The 21,218-nt window shown below is 56.2% G+C and carries 17 protein-coding genes; 7 read left to right on the top strand and 10 right to left on the bottom strand.

What is annotated here, in order from left to right:
- Positions 1 to 178 precede the first annotated feature (178 nt).
- From FJV47_RS12375 to FJV47_RS12360, 4 genes are all read right to left on the bottom strand, one after another.
- Complete coding sequence (locus tag FJV47_RS12375) at positions 179 to 667, bottom strand: FBP domain-containing protein (RefSeq protein ID WP_159613478.1); 489 nt, start codon at positions 665 to 667, stop codon at positions 179 to 181.
- 371 nt (positions 668 to 1,038) lie between these two features.
- A complete protein-coding gene (gene thiD, locus FJV47_RS12370; protein ID WP_159613476.1) occupies positions 1,039 to 1,860 on the bottom strand; it encodes a bifunctional hydroxymethylpyrimidine kinase/phosphomethylpyrimidine kinase in 822 nt (273 codons plus the stop codon).
- A gap of 35 nt (positions 1,861 to 1,895) precedes the next feature.
- Positions 1,896 to 2,510 carry a hypothetical protein gene (locus FJV47_RS12365; protein WP_159613474.1) on the bottom strand — a complete coding sequence of 205 codons (615 nt, stop codon included), beginning with the start codon at positions 2,508 to 2,510 and terminating at the stop codon, positions 1,896 to 1,898.
- Between the two features lie 125 nt (positions 2,511 to 2,635).
- Positions 2,636 to 3,292 (bottom strand): TetR/AcrR family transcriptional regulator, encoded by a 657-nt coding sequence (locus FJV47_RS12360; protein ID WP_159613472.1) that lies wholly within the window; start codon positions 3,290 to 3,292, stop codon positions 2,636 to 2,638.
- A 403-nt stretch (positions 3,293 to 3,695) separates the two neighbouring features.
- Between FJV47_RS12360 and FJV47_RS12355 the strand changes: the two genes are divergently transcribed.
- The 3 genes from FJV47_RS12355 (at position 3,696) to FJV47_RS12345 (ending at position 6,743) form a co-directional block, all read left to right on the top strand.
- The gene (locus FJV47_RS12355) at positions 3,696 to 4,406 is read left to right on the top strand and encodes a queuosine precursor transporter (protein WP_159613470.1); all 711 of its coding nucleotides are present in this window, start codon (positions 3,696 to 3,698) and stop codon (positions 4,404 to 4,406) included.
- 65 nt (positions 4,407 to 4,471) lie between these two features.
- Positions 4,472 to 5,167: an ABC transporter ATP-binding protein gene (locus tag FJV47_RS12350; protein WP_159613468.1), complete on the top strand. Its 696-nt coding sequence runs from the start codon at positions 4,472 to 4,474 to the stop codon at positions 5,165 to 5,167.
- On the top strand, positions 5,157 to 6,743 hold the full coding sequence (locus FJV47_RS12345) for a hypothetical protein (protein ID WP_159613466.1): 1,587 nt from the start codon (positions 5,157 to 5,159) through the stop codon (positions 6,741 to 6,743). The genes FJV47_RS12350 and FJV47_RS12345 overlap by 11 nt, the downstream gene beginning before the upstream one ends.
- A gap of 417 nt (positions 6,744 to 7,160) precedes the next feature.
- On the opposite strand, the gene tgt is transcribed toward FJV47_RS12345, so the two are convergent.
- Positions 7,161 to 8,459 (bottom strand): tRNA guanosine(34) transglycosylase Tgt, encoded by a 1,299-nt coding sequence (gene tgt / locus FJV47_RS12340; RefSeq protein WP_159613464.1) that lies wholly within the window; start codon positions 8,457 to 8,459, stop codon positions 7,161 to 7,163.
- A 133-nt stretch (positions 8,460 to 8,592) separates the two neighbouring features.
- Between tgt and FJV47_RS12335 the strand changes: the two genes are divergently transcribed.
- Positions 8,593 to 9,684: an FUSC family protein gene (locus FJV47_RS12335; protein ID WP_159613462.1), complete on the top strand. Its 1,092-nt coding sequence runs from the start codon at positions 8,593 to 8,595 to the stop codon at positions 9,682 to 9,684.
- 2 nt (positions 9,685 to 9,686) lie between these two features.
- On the opposite strand, the gene FJV47_RS12330 is transcribed toward FJV47_RS12335, so the two are convergent.
- Positions 9,687 to 10,226, bottom strand: coding sequence for an NUDIX hydrolase family protein (locus FJV47_RS12330; protein WP_159613460.1), 540 nt, complete (start codon positions 10,224 to 10,226; stop codon positions 9,687 to 9,689).
- 207 nt (positions 10,227 to 10,433) lie between these two features.
- On the opposite strand from FJV47_RS12330, the gene FJV47_RS12325 reads away from it, so the two are divergent.
- Positions 10,434 to 11,882, top strand: a complete 1,449-nt coding sequence (locus tag FJV47_RS12325) for an MDR family MFS transporter (RefSeq protein ID WP_159613458.1) — start codon at positions 10,434 to 10,436, stop codon at positions 11,880 to 11,882.
- Between the two features lie 137 nt (positions 11,883 to 12,019).
- A complete protein-coding gene (locus FJV47_RS12320) occupies positions 12,020 to 12,796 on the top strand; it encodes an SDR family NAD(P)-dependent oxidoreductase (protein WP_159613456.1) in 777 nt (258 codons plus the stop codon).
- A 246-nt stretch (positions 12,797 to 13,042) separates the two neighbouring features.
- Here the strand turns inward: FJV47_RS12320 and FJV47_RS12315 are convergent, their stop codons facing one another.
- Positions 13,043 to 14,002, bottom strand: coding sequence for a YafY family protein (locus FJV47_RS12315; protein ID WP_159613454.1), 960 nt, complete (start codon positions 14,000 to 14,002; stop codon positions 13,043 to 13,045).
- 95 nt (positions 14,003 to 14,097) lie between these two features.
- On the opposite strand from FJV47_RS12315, the gene FJV47_RS12310 reads away from it, so the two are divergent.
- Positions 14,098 to 14,463: a VOC family protein gene (locus FJV47_RS12310; RefSeq protein ID WP_159613452.1), complete on the top strand. Its 366-nt coding sequence runs from the start codon at positions 14,098 to 14,100 to the stop codon at positions 14,461 to 14,463.
- 51 nt (positions 14,464 to 14,514) lie between these two features.
- Here FJV47_RS12310 and FJV47_RS12305 read toward each other — a convergent pair whose 3' ends face one another.
- From FJV47_RS12305 to FJV47_RS12295, 3 genes are read right to left on the bottom strand one after another with little or no spacing between them, the layout of a single operon-like run.
- Complete coding sequence (locus FJV47_RS12305; protein ID WP_200832014.1) at positions 14,515 to 15,528, bottom strand: pseudouridine synthase; 1,014 nt, start codon at positions 15,526 to 15,528, stop codon at positions 14,515 to 14,517.
- A 38-nt stretch (positions 15,529 to 15,566) separates the two neighbouring features.
- On the bottom strand, positions 15,567 to 16,391 hold the full coding sequence (locus tag FJV47_RS12300; protein WP_159613448.1) for a DNA-formamidopyrimidine glycosylase family protein: 825 nt from the start codon (positions 16,389 to 16,391) through the stop codon (positions 15,567 to 15,569).
- Between the two features lie 26 nt (positions 16,392 to 16,417).
- Positions 16,418 to 21,082, bottom strand: coding sequence for an ATP-dependent helicase (locus FJV47_RS12295; protein ID WP_159613446.1), 4,665 nt, complete (start codon positions 21,080 to 21,082; stop codon positions 16,418 to 16,420).
- Between the last annotated feature and the right edge of the window lie 136 nt (positions 21,083 to 21,218).

Raw genomic sequence — 21,218 nt, 5'->3', positions numbered from 1 at the left:
ACGGCTTTTTAGCTTGTGTGGGGTTTTCACAATAAAATCCGCGCACCACTGCGAAAAACCCGCCCAGCGTTAGCGAGAGAGTGCAAAGATTTTTTAGAAAAATTCGATGCTTTGTTACTCAGTAGTTCGCTAACCCTGGGCGGGGCATCTTGCCGACCGTTGGGCCGTTAGTCGTGCTTTAGAGGCGGTTCAAGAAGCTGTGTACTCGTTCGTCGAGCAGCTCGATACGCTCGGCCACAACAACCATCGGATCCGGGTAAATCGGATTCTTTGGAGGTGGAATGCGTACATTGCGTGAGCACTCGAAGTTCAAGCAAATTAACGTGCCTAGGGTGTCGCCGTCGCGGCCTGCCTGACCGGCCTTGCGGGTGGTCCACATGCCCACGGCGGCTGGAATGTTGACGTCTCGGCACATTTCACACATGGTTACGTTATTTGGTTTGCGTCCGCCATCGGAGGGACGTAGCAAGATGCCACGGGTAGTGCCGGTTTCATCGGTATGGAACAGGTAACCGCGCTGCTGTATCTTCGGATCGCGCCAACCGAGGTACTCGATGGAGTCCCAGTCTAAGGTCGCGAAGTTCTCCGGTAGCGTCAGCTTTTTAGCTTCTTGACGGCTGGCGTTGACGAACGATGAACGAATGGTTTTTTCGGTCAAGGGCTGCATGATAATCCTCAAATGAGTTCGCGCACTGAAAATGGGCGCGCGATACTAATAGTCAAAAATTCAAACTGAGGCCTGCAACGAAAGGTAAGAAATGGGTGCGCAAAAAGTGACTGAAGCGTAGAGCAACAGGTGAAAACTTAGTGGCTAATCCCGTTCGACGCGCAGGCGAACGGGTTCAGCGTCAAAGTGGCTTGCATAGCCGACCGCCCTTTCCCGTGAATCGTCACGCGTCGAAATATTTGTACAAAAACTACCGTAGCAAGAGTGATCGAATGTTGCCAATGAGCATGATCACGCTTAAACATGGGATCGGTCGCATCCATGGCAGAATGCGACCGATCCTAAGTTAGTTTACTGATTGACCCCAGTGTTTAGCGGCGTCCACCCTGCCACAGGGCATCAAATGGGGTATTGCCCGAAACGCGGTTACGGATACCTTCAGTGACAAAGGCCTTAGCGGTGCGAGCCGCTTCCAAGGCGGTGGCACCCTTGGCCAGTTCCGCGGTCACTGCCGCAGCCAGTGAACAGCCGGCGCCAGAAACAGCGACTTCGCCGATCTTCTTTTCACGCAGTACTTCTAGGGTGCTGCCATCGTAGAAGACATCGACTGCGTCCTCGCCAGCGATACGCACGCCGCCCTTGGCTAGAACTGCTGCTCCAGAGACCTCATGGATCTTCTTCGCTGCCGCGATGAGATCCTCTTCAGTGTTGATCTTCAGGCCCGAGAGCTGCTCAGCTTCAAAGTGATTTGGGGTGACGAAGGTGGCCAGCGGAAGTAGTTCGGACTTGAGCGCTTCATCGGTGTCTAGCGCGTGACCTGGTTCTTGTCCCTTGCAGATCAGTACTGGGTCTAGCAGTACGTTGTCCCACTTCTGCGACTTCAGTGCGGTGGCCACGGTGTTGATGGTTTCCGGTGAACCCATCATGCCAAGCTTGACGGTGCCCAGCTTGTCTTCGTAACACGTTTGGATGGCTTCGAGCTGATCAGCGATGACCTGCTGATCCACTGGTACGAAGCGGTGGTTCCAAGAATCTTTTGGATCGAAGGAGACGATGCAGGTCAGGGCTACGATGCCGTAGGTGCCCAGTTCCTGGAACGTCTTCAAGTCAGCCTGTGCACCGGCACCACCGGTGGCTTCTGAACCTGCGATGGTCAAGGTTATGGCTGGAGCAACAGTGTTTGTATTAGTCATAGTCTCAATTGGAAGTAGTGCGGATTGGGAATTGATTAGTTGTGCTGCCAAAAAGTCAGCTCGGTCGCCTTGGACCAACCAGCTGGCAATTGCGCAGCATGTTCTTCAGTAGCTACTAAGAGTAGCCAGGGCAGTCCATGGCTGTAGGCAGAGCCCGCAAAGTTGGCCAGTACTGCTCGGCGAGCAACATCTGGATTACTAGGAGAAAACAGATCTGGATCGTGGAGCAGTCCGTAGGTTGCGCCAAAATGCATGCGTCCTCGTGCTACCGGACGGTCGAAATCGGTCACCTCAACTACATCGTAGTTATCCATGGGTGCTTCAAAAAGCCCAGAGGTGTCCGGCAATTGGACGACCTGCTCAACATCATCGGGTTTGCCTGCCAACAAGTGCATGGTGGCGGTCTGAGTCCAGCCGTCGTTTTCCAGTTTTGCACTCACGCTACTGCTGGCTGGCCCCAAGAAGATCAAACGTTGGGCGTCGGCTGGAGCACTCCATGACTCATCGGGCCAGTAGCGCAGGATTTCTACGTCCTCACCGCTTTGATTCACTGAACGAATTTCCTGTTGGTTAGGGAAGGACGCAATGCGATCTCGCAGTAAGGCATAGTCGCTGGCCCAACCTGGCAGCGCTCGCGCAGTTCCGCTCATTGTGCTGAGTTCTCCTTTTGAATCGCTAGGGGTTACCTATCGGCATCACTGACTTTACGCCTAAAATCCGGGCAATACTCAACTGTGTTTCTGGGTTGCTCGCCGGTGGCGTCGCTGACCAAATCTTATGAGGCTTTGGGCTTACGCAGAGCCATCCGTGGTGCTCGATCTTGCTCAACGATGTCGGAGGTTCTTGGATCCATGAGCGCCAAGATGTCTTCGAAGAGTGAGCGAACTACTGGCAGTCTGCACAGTACAGCGAACTTGGCCACGACTGGGGCTAAATTCTTGATCAGCGTGTGCGAGCGACGTTGCTGTGAAGACTGATCGAAGGCCCAAGTAGTGAAAATCTGTCGAGCGACAAGAAGCAGGAATCGGGGGAGATCTCGTCGAATGCCCAGCGGAGGTAACGGGCGTGCGCCGCCCACAGCTAGTTCCCACATGAGCAATTCGATTCTGGTCACTTCTTCGTTGGCGTGCTCACCGGAGAGGAGAACTTTTAAGAACGGCGGACCGAACTCGTGATACGGAGCAAGGCACTGGACGCCAGCTTCCAAAACAATACGGATATTTGATTCCAAAGTATTGCCCTCATCCAGCAAATCTTGGCAGAGCTGTAGTTGCTCCTGACGAAGATTTAGCAGTAGTTGAGCGACGATGTCTTCTTTGGATTCGAAATAGTAGTACGCATGCGAAAGTGACACACCGGCATTAGCAGCAATGACTCGCATGCTGGAGGCTCGGTAGCCCTCGGAGGCAAAACAATCTAGCGCAGTTGCCAAGAGCTTAGCCTGCGTCAGACGACCTTTTTCGGTGCGTGGTTGGATTTTCGTCTGCCTTTCAAAGTGAGCGTATGAGAGTAAATTCTATCATTTTTTGAACGCGTTCAAAAAACCAAAATATTCATGCGGATGTGCGGGAGGGTGGTCACGCTGAGATTAGATTCGTCTATTTACTGTTTCGAAGAATTGCAAGTGAGATGCAAAATTTTCAGATATGGCGATCTGGGAACTAACTTCCAAGGCAAACTGATTATCAATGCAAGAGCGCCAGCGTGGGATACTTAGTGGGTAAGTGCTAATACAGCGGAGCTGCACGCTGGTATCTTCTTCCTTTTCTAACGCCGGGGTAGAGGCATGCCAATAAAGCGATGTTCTGGCGAACCACTTTGACAAGGACAATTACATGGGCGAGATTAACGCCGACAAAAACCTGACTAGAACCAACAAGGCGATCTTCGCTTCGGCAGGTTCACCCTACTTCTCTACGGTGCTCACCTTGATGGGTGCCATCGTGATCCTCTCGAATATCGGTGCTTCCAAGGGGGTCAGCTTCGGGCCAATCATCACCGATGGGGGATTCTTCCTCTTCCCGCTGGCCTACATCCTCGGTGACGTCATTTCAGAGGTCTATGGTCTGAAAGCTGCACGACGCTCAATCATTCTCACCTTCGCGCTCGCCTTCTTTGCAGTGGTTTCCTTCTGGATCATGATCCATCTTCCTTCTGCCGACTTTTACGACGGACAAGAAGCGCTCGAACGCACCCTTGGCCCAATCTGGCAAATTGTGCTCGCTTCCGCCTGCGGTTTCTTGGTAGGGCAGTTTGCCAACTCGTGGGTGCTGGTAAAGCTCAAGGAGCGCACCGGTGAACGTGGATTGATCGGGCGTTTGATCGGCTCCAGTGGCGTCGGTGAATTCCTCGATACGCTCATCTTCTGCACCATCGCAGCCCCGGTGATTGGCATTAGTGATGCACCGAGCTTCATCAACTACGTCGTGGTTGGATTTATCTACAAGACCGCGGTCGAGATTATTCTTGTGCCGGTGACATCCTTGGTGATCAAGTGGTTCAAGAAACGCGAACCAGGCTATATCCAAGCAGCCAGCGAAAAGTAACAACTAGTGGGCATCATCCGTATGGACGATGCCCACAGTTATAAGTAAAGACTAAAGTTGTCATCATGCAGACAGGTCAGAGCCAAAAATATTTGTTGGAAGCTCGTGAACTGATCATCGGATATCCGCAGCGAACCATTAGCGGCCCCCTGAATCTGCACATTTCTCAAGGCGATGGCTTAGGCATTATCGGTGCCAATGGCAGCGGTAAATCTACCTTGCTACGCACCATCTTGGGACACTTGATGCCGGTGGCCGGTGAGGTTAGATTTCTGGGGCTCCCGGTAAACGAGGATTCTTTGTCATTCCGCCAGCTCGTCGCCGTCCAAGTCACCGACGGAACATTCTTCGAAGAACTCACCGTGGCCGAGCATCTCGAATTGGTGGCTCGTGGGCACAAGCTGAGTTCTTGGAAAAGTCTGGTTGCCGAAGAATTGGAGTTCTTCGAACTACATCTTGTCGCTGATCTGTTGCCCCATGAGCTCTCTTCGGGCCAGCGTCGTAAGTTACTGCTGGCTGCCTCCCTCATCCGACCGGCTCAGCTGTTGATCCTTGACGAACCAGAGCAGCGTCTGGATTTGCGCATCAAAGCCAAGCTTTACGACCGATTGGCCACGCTCAGAAAATCAGGCACAACGGTACTGGCTGTGACGCATGATCCGCAGTTGCTCCGGCACAGTTTGGGTCAGGCCCTCCTGCTGAACGAAGACCACGGAGAGCTGATTGAGGCCGCGGTTGGAGCGCAGTGGCTTGAACGATAATGACGTATCGGTCCAAGAATCCGAATTCGATCCGCAACAACTGATTCTCCGAGCTAAACGCCGACGGAACTTTTCCGAACGCTTTGAGAGTTTCTCGGACGCTTACGTCTGGGTACTGGCTGCGATTGTGGCTCTAGCTTATTTATTCAGTGCGATCTTCGGTCTGATTTTTGCCCTGCTTGGGCAGGGCGTAGCTCACCAGAAAATGCCGGCAGCAGTGTGGAGTCTTCAAGAACTATCACCAATCCTGCTGGCGCTTGGTGCGATCTACTTGTTGCGGTTGTTCTTGCATCTAGGCCCGGTGGGGATAAACGCTGCCAAAGCTGACTGGTGGTTGCCACTGCCACTTGGTTTAGCCGTCCTTCGAAGCGGTGCCCTTCGCAACGCCCTTATTGTCGGCATGCTCTCGAGCACCTTCGTTGGGGTGCTGTGGCTTATTGTGCTCTATGGTCTTGCCGGTGCTTTCCACCCGCTTGTTGCAGGTTGCGCAGTGGTGTGTTTTGTCCTTGCTGGAGTCTTTATAGCCAGTGTGGGAGTTGTGGTTCAAAGCTACGGGCTGCAACGACTTGTCCAACACTGGATCGACGGATGCCTAGTGGCCATTGGTGCTCTCCTCATGATCTTCTGGGGTTTGCTGGCAATGGGGAAGCAATGGGCCAAGAGCGTGGTAGAAAACGTGGGTAGTTCCGTTCTTCACTTACCTACTTGGATCTGTGCAGCTACGGTACTGCTAGTCCTGAGCGTCATATTTACCTGGTGGGCCGCACAGCGCAATCTAAAGATTACTTCCCGGTCCCTGAGATCTTCGGGCGAGAAGCAGCAACGGGTATTAGGTGTTCTGATGCAGGCGGACAGTCGGAGCATTGGTGCTCCTTCAGCAACCGTCCTTGGCTATCGGCGACGTCGGGGCAGACGGATCGCAGCGAATCTAACAATAGCCTGGCGGATCTTGGTACTTCGTCTGATTCGAGGCGGCTATTGGCAGAGCATCGCTGGCTACCTACTTCTAGTTCTGGGCTTGACTGCCACCGTTGAACAAATCGCGAACCCATTGAGCATGCTGGTCTTCTACCTGATGGTCGGGGTGCTGTTGCCTCTTAATCTCTCGGGTGTCATCGCGCCGATGCTGACACAGCGACAACTGACGCAGCACCTGGGGCAGCCATCTGCAAAATTGGAACGAACCGCAGCTCTTTTTGCCGTGATTTACAGCGTTGCAACACTGAGCTTATTAACCGGCGGACTAGGGCTGCTCGGCGTTGTGGATCTGAGCAACTTTTGGTGGTGGTGCGCTGCGGTCTTCGCTGGGTCCCTCGGCGCTGCCGCTGCCAGCCTCGGACATGCCCAGCGAAACGAACGCGACTGGGAGAGCCTGCTCGGGTCCGCTACCAGCGATACGAGCGTAGCTATTGTCCTCTACGGTGAATTGTCCACGTTGGTGCGCGCCGTGGCACCACTCGCTCCGTTATTCTCAATGATTCTCAGCCCAGACGCCGATATTCCCTGGCCGTTATGGGTGATCTCCTTGTTGTTCACCCTTCCTGCCCTTCGGCTCATTGTGGGGCGAAAATTCTAACTCCCGGTCGGAGCGAACGAGCCCGTCAGTTTTGAGATATCAATGCAAGAGCTGGAGGACCACGGGGCCGACCGGCATGATCCCGTCGCGTCCTAGATGTTCGGGTGAAACCTACATGGATCGGACGGGTGGGGCAAAATTCGAAGCCCGCAGCTGAGGACCTGCCGGACAACTCCTGGAGTAAGTTGTTGCATAGTTCCGTGAGGATTCGCTGATTCTTCTCGAGGCGCGAAGTCAGTTAGAAAGCTGGTAGGAAAAATTCGTTTTTGAACGCTGTGGTGAAGACTTTGATGGCGCAGGGATCATGCATCTGCCGATGATGAGAAAAGCTGACTGGGCCGTGGTCTAACAACGACAAGAGGCATCAATTTCCTAACCTGCGGTAGGAAATTGATGCCTCATTTCGTATATTGCTGGCTATTTCGCGGCCTGCTGGCCCTGCGGATCCGGTTTGCCAGCGTAGTAGTTGGCCAGCACCTGATCCTTGAGTTCAAAGAACGTGCCGTCTTCTAATGCCTGACGCGCTGACTCAACCAAACCAACGGTGAAGTGTTCATTGTGGATGGAAATTAGGGTGTGGCTCAGCAGTTCCTTGCCCTTGTACAAGTGGTGAATGTACGCGCGCGTGAAGTTCTGGCAGGTGTAGCAATCGCAGCCGTCAACCAACGGGGTGAAATCGCGCTTGTATCGTGCGCCGGAGAGGTTAAAGCGACCCCACGGCGTGTAGAAAGCGGAATTGCGGGCCACACGAGTCGGGGAGACACAGTCAAAAGTATCTGCACCATTTTCAATGGCCGTGAAGATGTCGTCCGGCTCGGAAATGCCCAGTAGGTGCCGAGGCTTGTTTTCCGGAAGCTCCTCGGCGCACCAACCCACGATGGTGCCGAGGTTTTCCTTCTCCAAAGCGCCACCGATGCCAAAGCCATCAAAAGCCATCGCTCCAAGATCCTGACAAGCCTTGCGACGAAGGTCCTCATACTGAGCACCCTGGATCACGCCGAAGAGCGCCTGGTATTCCTTGCCGGCGCGCGAGTCGGTCAGTGAGAAGTGCTCGGCGATGCAACGCTCGGCCCAACGACGGGTGCGCTCCAGCGATTCTTCTTGGTAGCCACGCGAGTTCTGTAGTGTGGTCAGCTCATCGAAAGCGAACATGATGTCGGCGCCAATTTGGTGCTGTACACCCATAGAAATCTCTGGAGAGAAACGGTGCTTAGTGCCATCAAGATGGGACTTAAACCAGACACCATCCTCATCAACATTGGCCAAACGTTCCTTGCCCGGGGCCACTGCGTCATCCGGACCTGACTGGTCAACGGACTTCATATCGATAACCTTCTTGAAGCCGGAGCCCAAGGACATGACCTGGAATCCACCGGAATCCGTGAAGGTTGGACCATGCCAGCCCATGAACTGACCAAGTCCGCCAGCCTCATCCAAGATGTCCGCACCTGGCTGCAGGTAAAGGTGATAGGCATTGGACAGAACTGCCTGCGCGCCAAGCTCTTCGACCTGGGCTGGAGTCACTGCCTTGACGGTAGCTTTGGTACCCACTGCAATGAATGCAGGAGTTTTGATTTCGCCGTGCGGAGTACGGATGACGCCGGTGCGACCCAGCATCGGGGAACCGTCTGGAGCAGTGAGTCGAGTTCCGACTTCAAAGCCAAATTCTTTCTGGCGGGCATGATGGGTACTGGGGTCAAAGTTCTTTTCGGGCACGTACCAAGTGTGCCGTATTAACCTCTCGGTGAGGAAAACGACAATGTCAAAGTGCCCACAAACCTAGCCCCTCACATGGCAAAGAGCGAATAATGGGAAACACGTGTTGTGTCCAACACGACGGAAGGAAACTGTGGGCCTGGAGAAACTGAAGGAATCAACGAAGTCGCTGGTAACTCTTGGACCGGCCCGCAAGGATCATTGGATCGGGTTGCGTACAGCCATCGGTATCTTCGCGCCGCTGATCACCCTCTTCGCTATAGACCGAATGGACTTGGTGGTTTTCGCGGTCTTTGGGGCTTTCACCGGGGTCTATGGCCGAGTCGATGGATACTGGAATCGTCTGCGTATGCAGATTCGTTCGGGTCTTCTATTCTTCGCAATTATCGCTTTGGCGCTAGCTGCCTCTTATTGGTGGGTGGACCACGAGAACCCCGAGACCATGAAATGGCAGATCGTCGGAGCCACGACGTTGATCGCTGGATTCTGCTCAGTCTTGGCAGGCTTCCTGCGTCTACGACCTGGCGGCTCCCTCTTTCACATCTTTGCTTTTGCTGCCATCGCCTCAATTCCGCATGCAGCGCCCATGGGGGAAGCGCTCTTAGTCGCGGGGCTGACCATCGTGCTGGCGCTGATTATTGGTGCCGCCGGTGCACTGGGCCAGTGGGCCAACATATGGCAACGCACCCCGCTTCCACCGTTGTCAGATAACGTGCGTAAGGCGATCTGGTGGGAAGGACTCTTTCACGTACTGACCGCAGGTGTGGCCGGAATCTTGGCCAACACCCTTGGAAGTGAACTATCCGCGGGACACAACTATTGGGCGATGGTTGCTGCGGTAGTCCCGCTGGTGGGGCATACATCCAAGTTGCGTATCCGTCGAGGCCTTCACCGTGTGCTCGGTACTTTAGTGGGAATGATCTTGATAGCGCTACTGATCTGGATTAATCCTCAGGTATGGCTATTGCTGGCCTTTATCGGCGTTTGTCAGTTCTTGGCCGAGATGCTTGTGATGCGCAATTACTTCATGGCCCAAATCTTCATCACGCCGATGGCATTGGTGGGTGTCTCGCTGTCCACTGGCCTGAATGGAGCAGTGATGTACGACCGCGTAGTCGAAACACTGATTGGTTGTGCCGTAGGTATGCTTGGCGTGCTCTTGGGAAGCTGGTTCGGCATGCTTCTTAAACGCAGGCAGGGTATCGTTCCCAAGAGCGAAAGCTAAACTTAGATATTGATTCCCACGTGGGCTAATGCCTGACGGAGAATATTTTCTCTGCCACCAGCAAACGCTCCTTGGATATCCGGGCTCAAAGCTTCGGCGGGAGTTAGCCAGGTGAGTTCCAAAGCATCTTGGCGTGGGGAAGATTCTCCGCGGACCGGAACGATATAACACATGGATACCGCGTGCTGGCGATCATCGGTCAGCCCAGTTTCGCTAGGAGCGGGGAAGTATTCGGCCACAGTAAAAGGGACTGGGGAAGCCGGTAGCTGGGGTAGCACCATGGTTCCCAAATCCTTTTCAATATGTCGAATCAGAGCGGCACGAATGGTCTCGCGGTACATGACTCGACCCGAAACGAAGGTGCGCAGCATCTGCCCATCATCATCACCGGTGAGCAACAATCCGACTTCATTGACGTAGCCCAGCGGGTCAAGACGAACCGGAATCGCTTCAACATAAAGCATCGGAAGGCGCTGTCGCGCTTCATAAAGATCTTCTTCGGAGAGCCATCCGGGATACGGATCTGGTGTGCGCACGTTCATGGTTCTATCTTCGTACACAAACCTCGGACAATGCATGAAGCTGTGTCTGTGTTGCGGAACTCACCTACAAGCTGTTGCTGTGCTCTAGTGTGTCTGCGGATCTGAGGATAATATTGATTGAGCTTTCCCAATCTTACTTCTGTGCACTGAACCCAGGCACCGGAAGGCACCTCCCTTTTTCATTACTCGTGGAAGCAGAACCCAGCCGTGACGAACGCGCCAGAACGACTGAGCAAAAAGAACTTCACCACGATTACGGTGCTGATCGTATCCAGCTTCGTGGTCATCCTGAACGAAACCATCATGAACGTGGCCTTACCTGTTCTGATGCATGAATTCAACGTAACCGCTGACGCTATTCAGTGGCTGTCCACCATTTTCATGCTCACCATGGCAGTGGTCATTCCGATGACTGGTTTTCTGCTTCAACGACTCAGTGTCCGCAACGTTTTTGTGCTGGCCATTGGTCTATTTACCTTGGGCACTGTTCTTGCAGCGTTAGCTCCGGGACTACCGGTGCTGCTCATTGCCCGTGTGATTCAGGCCAGTGGTACCGCCATCATGATGCCACTGCTGATGACCACCATTTTGCACTTGGTCCCGGCTGAACGTCGTGGCGTGCTGATGGGTAACGTCTCCATCGTGATTTCTGTAGCTCCAGCCATTGGTCCTACGCTCTCCGGGTTGATCCTGCAGTACCTCTCGTGGCGTTTCATGTTTATCGTGATCATCCCGATTGCTGTGGCCGCGCTGATTATTGGCACTCCACGTCTTTCCACAGAAGTGGATGGTGCATCAACTCCGTTGTCCATCCCATCACTGATTCTGGCGATCCCAGGATTTGGTGGATTGGTCTTTGGCCTCAGCCGCCTATCTTCCGGCGCAACTGCGATGAATGTTGGCATCCTGATTATCGCGCTACTGTGCTTGGCCGTCTTCGTCTACCTACAGTTGCGTTTGCAGAAGTCAGATAAGGCCCTTCTGGACCTGCGTCCGTTGAACTACAAGGACTTCACGCTCTCACTATTGTTGATGATGTTCGCGATGATTTCCCTGTTTGGCGTCATCATTCTGCTGCCAATGTTCTTCACCAATGTTCTGGGCATCGACACCCTGACTACCGGCCTGATCATGCTTCCAGGCGGTCTGCTCATGGGTGTACTAGCGCCATGGGTGGGCAAACTTTACGACAGAGTGGGTGCACGTCCACTGATCGTTCCGGGCGCCATCATCTTGCTGATCTCGCTGTTGGGCTATGCACTGATCTTGGATCAGAACACCCCAATCTGGCTGCTGGTGGTTCTGCACCTTGTGATGAGCCTGGGCTTGGCATTCATCTTTACCCCGGCTTTCACCACAGCTTTGAACCCATTGCCACACCACCTGCACTCACACGGTTCGGCTTTGCTCTCTACGCTGCAGCAGCTGGCCGGTGCTATGGGCACAGCACTGTTGGTAGGCGTCGTGGCAGCAACCACCGCGGCAAAAATTGCTTCGGGCAGTGATCAAGTCACTGCTAGCGTTGAGGGATTCCAGCCCGGCTTCATGATCGGTGCGGCCTGCAGTGTTGGCATCGTTGTGATCGGCTTCTTGCTTGGTGGCAAGAAGGAGATAGTCAGTCTCGGGGCAGAAGAAGCAGTGACTCCGCAGCACTAAATAAATTCACTCTCGAACTGCCGGTTGCTCTTGAAAGAGCATCCGGCAGTTTTTATTTGCGCTGGTTCAGGAGCTTTTAGACCAGCTCATTGGGCAGTAGGCTGGCTGATAAATGTAGGCGGTACAAAGGGGTAAGCATGCAGTTGGACGATTCGGTTGTTTTGGTCACCGGTGGGCTCTCGGGTTTGGGCAAAGCCACCGCCCAGAAGTTGGCTTCGAAGGCCAAGCACGTGTTAGTCGTAGACCTTCCGCGTGATGACGGTGATGAAATTGCGGCACAAATTGGGGCAAACGTTCGTTACGCCCCGGCCGATGTTACCGATGCGCAGCAAGTTGCTACCGCCATCGAACGATGCAAAGAGCTGGGTGTGTTACGGGTCGTGGTGAACTGCGCAGGAGTAGCCACCCCGGGCAAGGTACTGGGCCGTGAGGGGGTGCTACCGTTAGAGCGCTTCTCAAAAGTTCTGGACATCAACGTCAACGGCACGTTTAACGTGATCCGTTTGGCCGCCGAGGCCATGGCGCACAGTGAAGGAATTGACGATAACCAAGGCACCACCGAGCGTGGAGTCATCGTGAACACCGCCTCGGTGGCGGCATTCGACGGTCAAATCGGTCAGCCTGCATACGCTGCTTCCAAGGGAGCGGTGGCTGCAATGACCTTGCCGCTGGCACGTGAGCTGGCCAGCCACCAGATCAGGGTGATGACCATTGCGCCCGGAATCTTCCACACACCTATGATGGATTCCTTGCCTCAGGCTGCGCAGGATTCTTTGGGTGCTCAGGTGCCGCACCCATCGAGGTTGGGCCGGCCAGAAGAATATGCAGCGTTGGTGGAGCACATCGTGGCAAACCCGATGCTTAACGGCGAAACCATCCGATTGGATGGCGCCATTCGCATGGCTCCACGCTGAGTAGTTGGGAACGGTGGTCGGCACCAATAATCAAAGTGCTTGCCGTGCTGCGCGCGGTGTTCTGCGTGGCTGATTTGAAACCACCCTTTTCGGCCATCGGTACCGCTAGTAGAGACATCAGAAGACAGATCGCGTTCGCCCAAAGTGGTATCGCATAAGCCCGGCACCCAATGCATCTCTCAACTTTGGGGTGCGCGTATCTGCTGGATTCTGAAGACTACGATCGATGAATCGAGGGACGCGACCCTATTGGGCACCGTGCCTTTGAGCAAGGTCAAGGGAGAGCTGACGGACGCGTTCGCGCGCCGACTGGGGTGCAAGGATCTCGATATTGTTACCAAATTGGAGTAGCTGACGCACCGACTCGATGTCGTGGTAGCGGATGACGGCGGTGCACCAGCCGTTGTCTGCGTCGAAAACCTCGTGAATACGGGTGCCCAAGATACGCCTCGCGAGGTCAAGGCGGTTTTCTTTAAGGCGGACTCGCACGCTAATGTGGCCGAGATTTTCAGTGCGTTCCTTCAGCGCAGCCCACATTGTCCGCAGGGTCTGCGCTGGCTTCAGGGCCGCAGGCGCGTCGAGTTCCTCGAAACTTGTCATGCGCTCCAGGGCAAAAAGCCGGGTGGTCCCACGATCATCGGCGATGAGATACCAGCGACCGGATTTCGCCACTATTCCGTAGGGATCCACCACCAGCGTGGAGTCTTGTTCCTCGGCGCTGCGCCGGTACAGAATGCGCATCTGGTGTCGGCCTCGCAACGCTGATGCCAGGTCCGCCACGTCAACACCGGTGTTCGATTCGGAAAACCACGCACTGCCTTCCACTAGCACCAAGTCCGCGAGTGCAGGTTCGTGCCGAGTCTCGATCATTGTTCCCTGGCGGGCCGCGATCTTGAGCGTCGCAGACTTACGCATCGCAGAAAGTTTCAAGCTCTCAAGCTGTGCGCCGTCCAAGCCGGTGACGGATAAAGCTTCCAGCTCCCCTGGATCTAAGTGCGATGCGTTGAGCCGTGCACCGGGAAGCAGAACGATTCCACCGTTTCGACCGCGTTCGGCGTAAACGGGCACACCGGCAGCGGACAGCGCTTCGACGTCGCGCAGTACGGTGCGCCGTGACACCTCCAAGCGTTCGGCGAGCTCGGTGGTAGTGATGCGCTGACGTGTCTGCAGGAGCAGCAACAGGTGCAATAATCTTGAGGCCTTCACGAGAACTAATTTTTGCAGAAAAGGTGACAGGTCTTGTCGTGATTTGAAGATCAACTGGTGTTGTACCGAGAAAACAAATCACTAAGGAGCGCACTATGCCTGCCCCAAACCTGTTCCTGATCTACGTCCGTGACGCGCAGAATGCTACTGCCTTTTATCGTGACCTACTCGAAATTGAGCCGGTCTTCACCAGTCCACGTTATGTTGCTTTCGAAGTTGCCCCCGGGGTTATGTTCGCGCTGTGGACCGGACGAAATAAAGACGCGACTCCGAGCACGCCTCGTACCAGCGAGGTCGGACTGATGGTGTCGGGCGAAGCACGGGCAGTTGATCAAACCTTCGCAAACTGGGTCGAGAAGGGAGTCCATGTTGTGGAGGAACCATATGATGAAGTTTTCGGCCGCACATTCGTGATCGCGGACACCGACGGAAATCTCATCAGAGTTTCTCCGGTGGACTGATGTGCAAGGGTCCGCTGACCATGCTGAGCCTTGATGGCTCAGGCAGTACGACTAGGCGACCGGTGCTTCGGCCAGTTGTTGAGCCGAACTGAAACTACGTTCGATCCCGGTCAGCGGATCCGTGAAGGAAATGGTGTGCGCCAGCAGCTGCAGCGGGCGCTGATAATCATCGGGTGCCAGATCCCATAACCGTGGGTAAAACGCGTCATTGATAATACCCAGACCCAGTGATGCTAGGTGCACGCGCAGCTGATGGGTCTTGCCCGAATGAGGTTTCAGATCCATCAAAGCCACCTCTATTCCTGCATGGTGGCCGGCGCTGTGGCCAACGGCTTCGACATCGATGAAGGTCTTCGCATTCGGTGCGCCTTCTTCCACGACAGAACGCAACTGTCCCTTGATTTTGGACATGCGGTTCTCGAAAATCATGGGCATCTGCTCAAGAAGCTCATGCATTTCCGTTGCACCTTTGACTAGGGTGTGTTCGCCGTTGGGCTGGAGCACGCGACCGGTTTCAAGGCCTTCACCCGGTTGCAGCGCGACGACAGCCTTGTACCGTTTGCTGATCTCACGGCGTTCAAAAAGCATCTGATAGGCGCCGCGGGTTTCTGGGTTGACGGCAAAAAGAATGACTCCGGCGGTAGCCCGATCCAGCCGGTGCATCGGCACCAGATCATCGATGCCGGTCTGGTTGCGTAGGCGCACCAGAGCTGATTCCTGGATGAATCGTCCGCCGGGGGTGGTCGGCAAAAAATGCGGCTTATCCACGACCAGTAGATGCTCATCTTGATGCAGAATTTTCGCTTCAAAAGGGATCGGTGTTTCCACCGGCAACGAACGGTAATACCAGATGAATTCGTGTTCACCTATGGGGGTTTGCCGGGTCAGCGGCACGCCGCCAAGCCCAACAATTTCTTGATCGTCGAAGCGGCGCAGGATGCCCTCGGGATCCACATGGCCAAAACGTTCCAGCAAATAATCAGCCACAGTATTCCACGCACCGTCCCGGGGAAGACGCAAACGGGTTGCATTCACGCCGTTGCGAACGGGGAGCGGGGATTCCATAGCCATAAAGGCTATTCTTTCATCTTTGCACTAGGGCTTCAGACCGCTGGTTGGCAACGCGGGCACCAGTAGCAATCCCGCTCGGCGCCTTCCGGTGTGGAAGGGATCTTGAGCAGCTCGATACGTGTACCGCAGCGAAGGCAAGGTTTCCCGGCGCGGCCATAAACCCACAGTGGTTCCCGGGTGCGTTCTTGGCCGGTGGTGACACGACGCACCCGGTCCTTATTAACGTTTAACAGACGATGGGCGATCTGCACTACCGCTGGTAGATCGGCAATCTGCCCGACTTCGGTCAATGGATACAAACGCCTCAGGAACAGGATCTCACAACGGTACACATTTCCTACGCCTGCCATGATCCGCTGATCCAAGAGCGCTTGACCGATGCCCTGGTGTGGATCGCGGCGCAGGTTTTCTAGGGCCAATGCCGGATCCCAATTCGCACCGAGCAGGTCCGGTCCCAAATGGCCGACGAGATCTGCTTCTTGCTCGGTGGGCACCAACCGCACCTGTGCAATATCAAAGCCCACGGCGCTGACCGCATCGGTTCTGAGTACTACTCGTGCGGTGTGCGCCGGTTTCTTCCAGCGCTCGTTGGGCGAATAGAGATCCCAGCGGCCTTCCATCAATAGATGCGAATGCAAGGTCAGGGGCTTGGCAGGAAACACAGGGGAATCAACCGTCGGAGGATGCAGCCGCATCAGCAGGTGCTTGCCTGCAGGAACGACTTCATGCACCACATAACCCGTAAGGTCTGTTGTGGCCAAGGCTGGAACGCGAAAGTCCGAGGACAGCAGGGACTGACCTGACAGCGCGTGATGAAGCCGGGCCGTGGCACGATAAACGGAATCACCTTCGGGCATGAGCACACTTCCTTCTGCCGGTCACGTTAGCGGCGGAATCTAATGCCTTGCGGCGTTGAATAGAAGCCGGCAGCCAGCAGCGCAGTTCCCACCGGATGGTCCAGGACAGGCTGTCCGTCCACGGTGGCAATAGCGATTTTCTCGACTTTCGCAGTGCGCAAGGCAGCTACCAAGTGCACGGCAATCATGTTCCACGACTCATCGGGAAGCTGGGCAAAGGTCAACACTGTGCGGCCCCCGCGTTCCAGATAGAAGCACAACTGGCCGTCCAACATTCCGACAATGGCTCCAGCTTTGCGTCCGGGCCGATGCCCGGTTTGCGTGGCTGGCCAGCCCAGCGCAGCACCGTATGGGTTGGCCGGGTCGGTGGATGCGAGGACCACCGCCACCGGCTGGCGACGCGGATCCTCGGATATCTGATATCCGCGCAAACGGTCAATGGTGGTGGAGGTGGAGAACTGGGCGGCGCCCAGCTTTTCCACGAAGTATCCGCGCCGGGCATGCCCGGCTTCTTCCAACTTGGATAACACCCGGTATAGCTGGCCAAATCCTCCTGATACCGCTTCAGCCGCGACCGAGCCGCGGGTCAGTACGCCATAACGCTCCAGCATGATTTCTGCGGTGGCGTGTGCGGAAATAGTCGGGTCCGCCACCGGCTGGGGAAGCAAGGACCAACGTGCCGAACCACGAGGACCACGCATCGGGGAGCCGCCCTGATCTTGAGCCAAACGATTCAGGCCCGAGAGTCGATTCAGCCGTGCGGCCCTGGCTCGCGGTGCTGGCTTGGCGATCTTGTGTGCGGTGCTTCCGCCCGCCAAGTACCCACGAATCGGGGCGAGGGTGTCGGGAGAAATATAACCGGCCCAGAAAAGTCGCCAACATGATTCGGAAATATCGGTGGGGCTCATCGAAGGCTTATCGGGATGATGAATACGGGCGGCGAGTTCTTCAGCAAAGTAAGCACCGGTTGATTCAAAGGCTTCAAGTACGCGCAGATCCAGCGCCTGCAGGTCACTCGCGTCAGGGGTGGGCAAGGACAGCGCTGCGTGCTCGGCAGTATGCAAAGACAACCAGCCGTCTTTGCCACCGGACGCGCCGGCCCCGCAAACAAGAACGTCACCGGCACTGCACAGTTCATCGAGCCAAGAGCCCTGATACCCGTTGAGCCGGGCAGGAAGGATGAAGGACTCAAGTGCTGAAGCGGGAACTTCGGCGCCTGCGAGTTGGGCGATTATTTCATATACACCGTCGGCGCCGCTGAGCGTTGAACCTACCAGCTGCCAGGCCGGAAGGAACCGGGCATAGGTATTTTGATCAACAGGTTCCACCTCAGCGCGCAGGGCGGCCAAGGACCTGGTGCGGATGGTGCGCAGCACCTGGACGTCGCAGTATTCATCACCGCTAATGCCTTCGGGGACAATTTCCACCGGACGGAACGCACCGACCGATAGTCGGCCAGCGGTTACCAGCTGGTCGAGTATTGGTCGTAGTACCGCAACACCTAGGGAGAGCTCGGTCGCGATTTCGGTGAGCGTAAAAGGAACGTGGGTTCGGGCGAAGCGCGAGATTAGATCCTGGATAGGGTCAGCCGCCGGCTCCAGGAACGCCGCCGGTATTCCCGTGGGCAATGGGGTGCCCAGGGCATCGCGCAGCTTGCCAGCATCTTCGATCGCCGCGTAGGCCAAGGTCCCATTTTGACGGAGGGTGAAGGCTCGCCGGGTGGCAACCAGCGACTCGGCATGTTCCCGAGCCGTAGCGGGATCCAGCGACTCGCTGTCATCATCCGGATCACGGAGTCGGGCGGCCAGCTGTTCAATGCTCAAAGGTCCCAGAAGGCGCAACAGGTCGGCTGCGCCTTCCATGCCAGCCAAGCGCCGGTTCTCTGCCCGGTACTGCAACTGTTCCTGCAATCCGGTGATGACTTGAGGATCAAGGATTTCACGAACGTCATTGCGTCCCAGCAATTCGCCAAGCAGCACCGGATCCAGGCTCAACGCGGCCGCGCGACGTTCGGCCAGCGGCGCATCAGATTCGTAGAGGAACTGTGCAACATAGCCAAAGAGCAGGGACTGGGCGAAGGGTGAAGGCAACTCGGTAGTGACTTCAACCAGCCGGATAGTGCGCGAAGAGAGTTTGGAAAGGATCGAGGTCAGGGCCGGAAGATCATAAACATCGTTCAGGCACTCGCGTACGGTTTCTAAGATGATTGGGAAGTCGGGGTAATTTCGTGCGACATCCAGTAACTGGCTAGCCCGCTGGCGCTGTTGCCACAATGGCGTGCGTTTGCTCGGATTGATCCGAGGAAGCAACAACGCGCGAGCCGCGCATTCGCGGAAGCGGGAGGCAAACAGCGCAGAATTTGCGACCTGCGAGGTGACTACGTCGATGATTTCATCGGATTCAAAGGCGAAAAGATCCGCACCCGGCGCTTGGTCATCCATGGCTGGAATACGCAGCACGATGCCATCATCTGCAGCCATCGCTGAGGCATCCAGGCCCCAGCGTTCGCGCACGCGCGCACCCACGGCCAGCGCCCACGGGGCGTGGACTGCCAGCCCGAAGGGGGAGTGCAGGATGACTCGCCAGTCGCCGAGCTCATCATGGAACCGTTCGATCACAAAGTTCTGATGATTGGGCACCTGTCCGGTAGCCCTGCGCTGCTCACCCAGATAGTTCAGCAGGTTATTGGCCGCGAAGTCATCGAGCCCGCCGGCACGCAAGAGATCTGACGCTTCGGTGCGTTCGCTGGCCAGAAGGCTGGTGGTGAATTCACCTAGGGCTTCGCCGAGTTCTACCGGGCGGCCCAAACCGTCACCGTGCCAGAAGGGTAGCTTTCCGGGCTGTCCGAAGGCTGGGGTGACCAATACCCGGTCATGGGTGATGTTTTCGATGCGCCAGCTGGTCGCGCCCAGGGCAAAGACGTCACCCACTCGCGACTCGTAGACCATTTCCTCATCCAGCTCGCCCACGCGCTTGGGTGCCTTGTCATCTTCGGCTCCGGCCAGGAACACACCAAAGAGCCCGCGGTCCGGGATGGTGCCGCCGGAAATGACCGCTAGACGTTGGGCTCCGGGGCGCGCAGTGAGCGTGCCGGCATCTCGGTCCCAGATCAGTCGTGGTTTGAGCGTGGCGAATTCATCGGAGGGGTACTTGCCCGAGAGCATGTCCAAGGTGGCTAGATAGGCACTGCGCGGAAGCTGCTGGTAGGGCGCGGACCGGCGTACGGTCTCAAACCACTTCTCGACCTCCAGATCTTCCATGGCCACTGCGGCCAAGGTCTGCTGGGCCAAAACGTCCAGCGGGTTGGCCGGGATGACCATCTTTTCGATGGAACCTTGGCGCATGCGCGTGACCACCAGCGCGGTGGAGAGTAGGTCGGCGCGGTGCTTGGGGAAGAAAATGCCTTGGGAGACAGAACCAACCTGGTGTCCGGCACGGCCCACGCGCTGCAGGCCGGAGGAGACGGAGTTGGGGGATTCGACCTGGATGACCAGGTCAACCAGACCCATGTCGATGCCCAGTTCCAGCGAGCTGGTGGCGACCACGGCACGTAGCTTGCCCAGCTTCAAATCCTCTTCAATCTGGGCGCGTGCATCCTTGGAGACCGAGCCGTGGTGGGCTCGGGCGAGCAGGGGGGCTTCCGGGTTGGAGGCAGCGGTGGATCCGGCCTGAGCCATCATCGCCGCCGGGGTCGAGGTGGAAGTATCTTCGGCGCTGAATCCCTCGCGTTCGGCGTAGATTTCGTTGAGCCGTCCGGTTAAACGTTCAGCCAATCGGCGGGAGTTGGCGAAGATAATTGTGGAGTGGTTTTCCAGCACCAGGTCCACCAACTGGTTTTCCACGTGGGGCCAGATGCTGGCCGAGGCAGCAGGAGAAGACCCCGGCCCAAGATCATGTGCGCCGGCTGCCGAAGGTAGATCGGTCATGTCCTCGACTGGGACGCGCACCGCGAGTTCCCACTTCTTGGTGGATTCAGGGCGCACGATATTCACCGGTGCAGAACCGGCCAGGAATCGCGCGACTTCCTCGGGCGGCTCAACCGTAGCTGACAGGCCAATGCGTTGGGCCGGAGCGGGAAGCAACGCATCGAGCCGTTCCAAGGACAGTGCCAGGTGGGTGCCACGCTTGGTATTGGCGATGGCGTGGACCTCATCGATGATCACTGTATGTACTTGTGCCAAGGTTTTGCGGGCTTGGCTGGTGAGCATCAAGTACAACGACTCGGGCGTAGTGATCAGGATTTCCGGTGGATCCTTGAGCAGCTTGCGCCGGTCGTTAGCTGGAGTATCGCCGGAGCGTACGCCCACCGAAACCGAAGGCTGAGACAAACCCATTTCATGGGCGGTGGCGCGGATGCCGGCCAGCGGGGAGCGCAGGTTGCGCTCAACGTCCACGCCCAGGGCTTTCAGCGGAGAAATGTAGAGGACCTTGGTGCCGTTGTCTGCCGGATAAACCGCATCGGATTCCAAACCCGGCAAAGCTGGGGCATCCAGCTCCGCGTGGTGCAGCCGGTCCAAAGCCCAAAGGAAGGCCGCCAGTGTCTTGCCCGAACCAGTCGGAGCGATGACCAGGGTGTGCTTGCCATCTGAGATGGATTCCCAAGCTCCGCTCTGCGCAACCGTGGGCGCAGAGAAGACATCGGTGAACCACTTGCGGGTGGCCGCACCAAACCGAGAAAGCACATCACTCATAGAATCGATACTACGTTCTCAAAAGGACAGTTCGGGAACAGGCTAGCGATGACGAGTCTGTCTCCGTCGAGACAGCTCGCCTCGCTACGTTGATTAGGTTCCGAGCCCTTGGGTGGCGGTCTGTGACGTCCCGGAT

This window comes from Glutamicibacter sp. JC586, assembly GCF_009805585.1.
In the GTDB taxonomy this organism is placed as follows: domain Bacteria; phylum Actinomycetota; class Actinomycetes; order Actinomycetales; family Micrococcaceae; genus Glutamicibacter.
Note: the sequence above shows the minus strand (reverse complement) of the source record. Positions and strands in the feature narration are given on the sequence as shown.

Coding starts and splice junctions, on each gene's coding strand:
- FJV47_RS12375 (WP_159613478.1), bottom strand. CDS start 667: ATGCAGCCCTTGACCGAAAAAACCATTCGTTCATCGTTCGTCAACGCC.
- thiD (WP_159613476.1), bottom strand. CDS start 1,860: ATGACTAATACAAACACTGTTGCTCCAGCCATAACCTTGACCATCGCA.
- FJV47_RS12365 (WP_159613474.1), bottom strand. CDS start 2,510: ATGAGCGGAACTGCGCGAGCGCTGCCAGGTTGGGCCAGCGACTATGCC.
- FJV47_RS12355 (WP_159613470.1), top strand. CDS start 3,696: ATGGGCGAGATTAACGCCGACAAAAACCTGACTAGAACCAACAAGGCG.
- FJV47_RS12350 (WP_159613468.1), top strand. CDS start 4,472: ATGCAGACAGGTCAGAGCCAAAAATATTTGTTGGAAGCTCGTGAACTG.
- FJV47_RS12330 (WP_159613460.1), bottom strand. CDS start 10,226: ATGAACGTGCGCACACCAGATCCGTATCCCGGATGGCTCTCCGAAGAA.
- FJV47_RS12320 (WP_159613456.1), top strand. CDS start 12,020: ATGCAGTTGGACGATTCGGTTGTTTTGGTCACCGGTGGGCTCTCGGGT.
- FJV47_RS12310 (WP_159613452.1), top strand. CDS start 14,098: ATGCCTGCCCCAAACCTGTTCCTGATCTACGTCCGTGACGCGCAGAAT.
- FJV47_RS12305 (WP_200832014.1), bottom strand. CDS start 15,528: ATGGAATCCCCGCTCCCCGTTCGCAACGGCGTGAATGCAACCCGTTTG.
- FJV47_RS12300 (WP_159613448.1), bottom strand. CDS start 16,391: ATGCCCGAAGGTGATTCCGTTTATCGTGCCACGGCCCGGCTTCATCAC.
- FJV47_RS12295 (WP_159613446.1), bottom strand. CDS start 21,082: ATGAGTGATGTGCTTTCTCGGTTTGGTGCGGCCACCCGCAAGTGGTTC.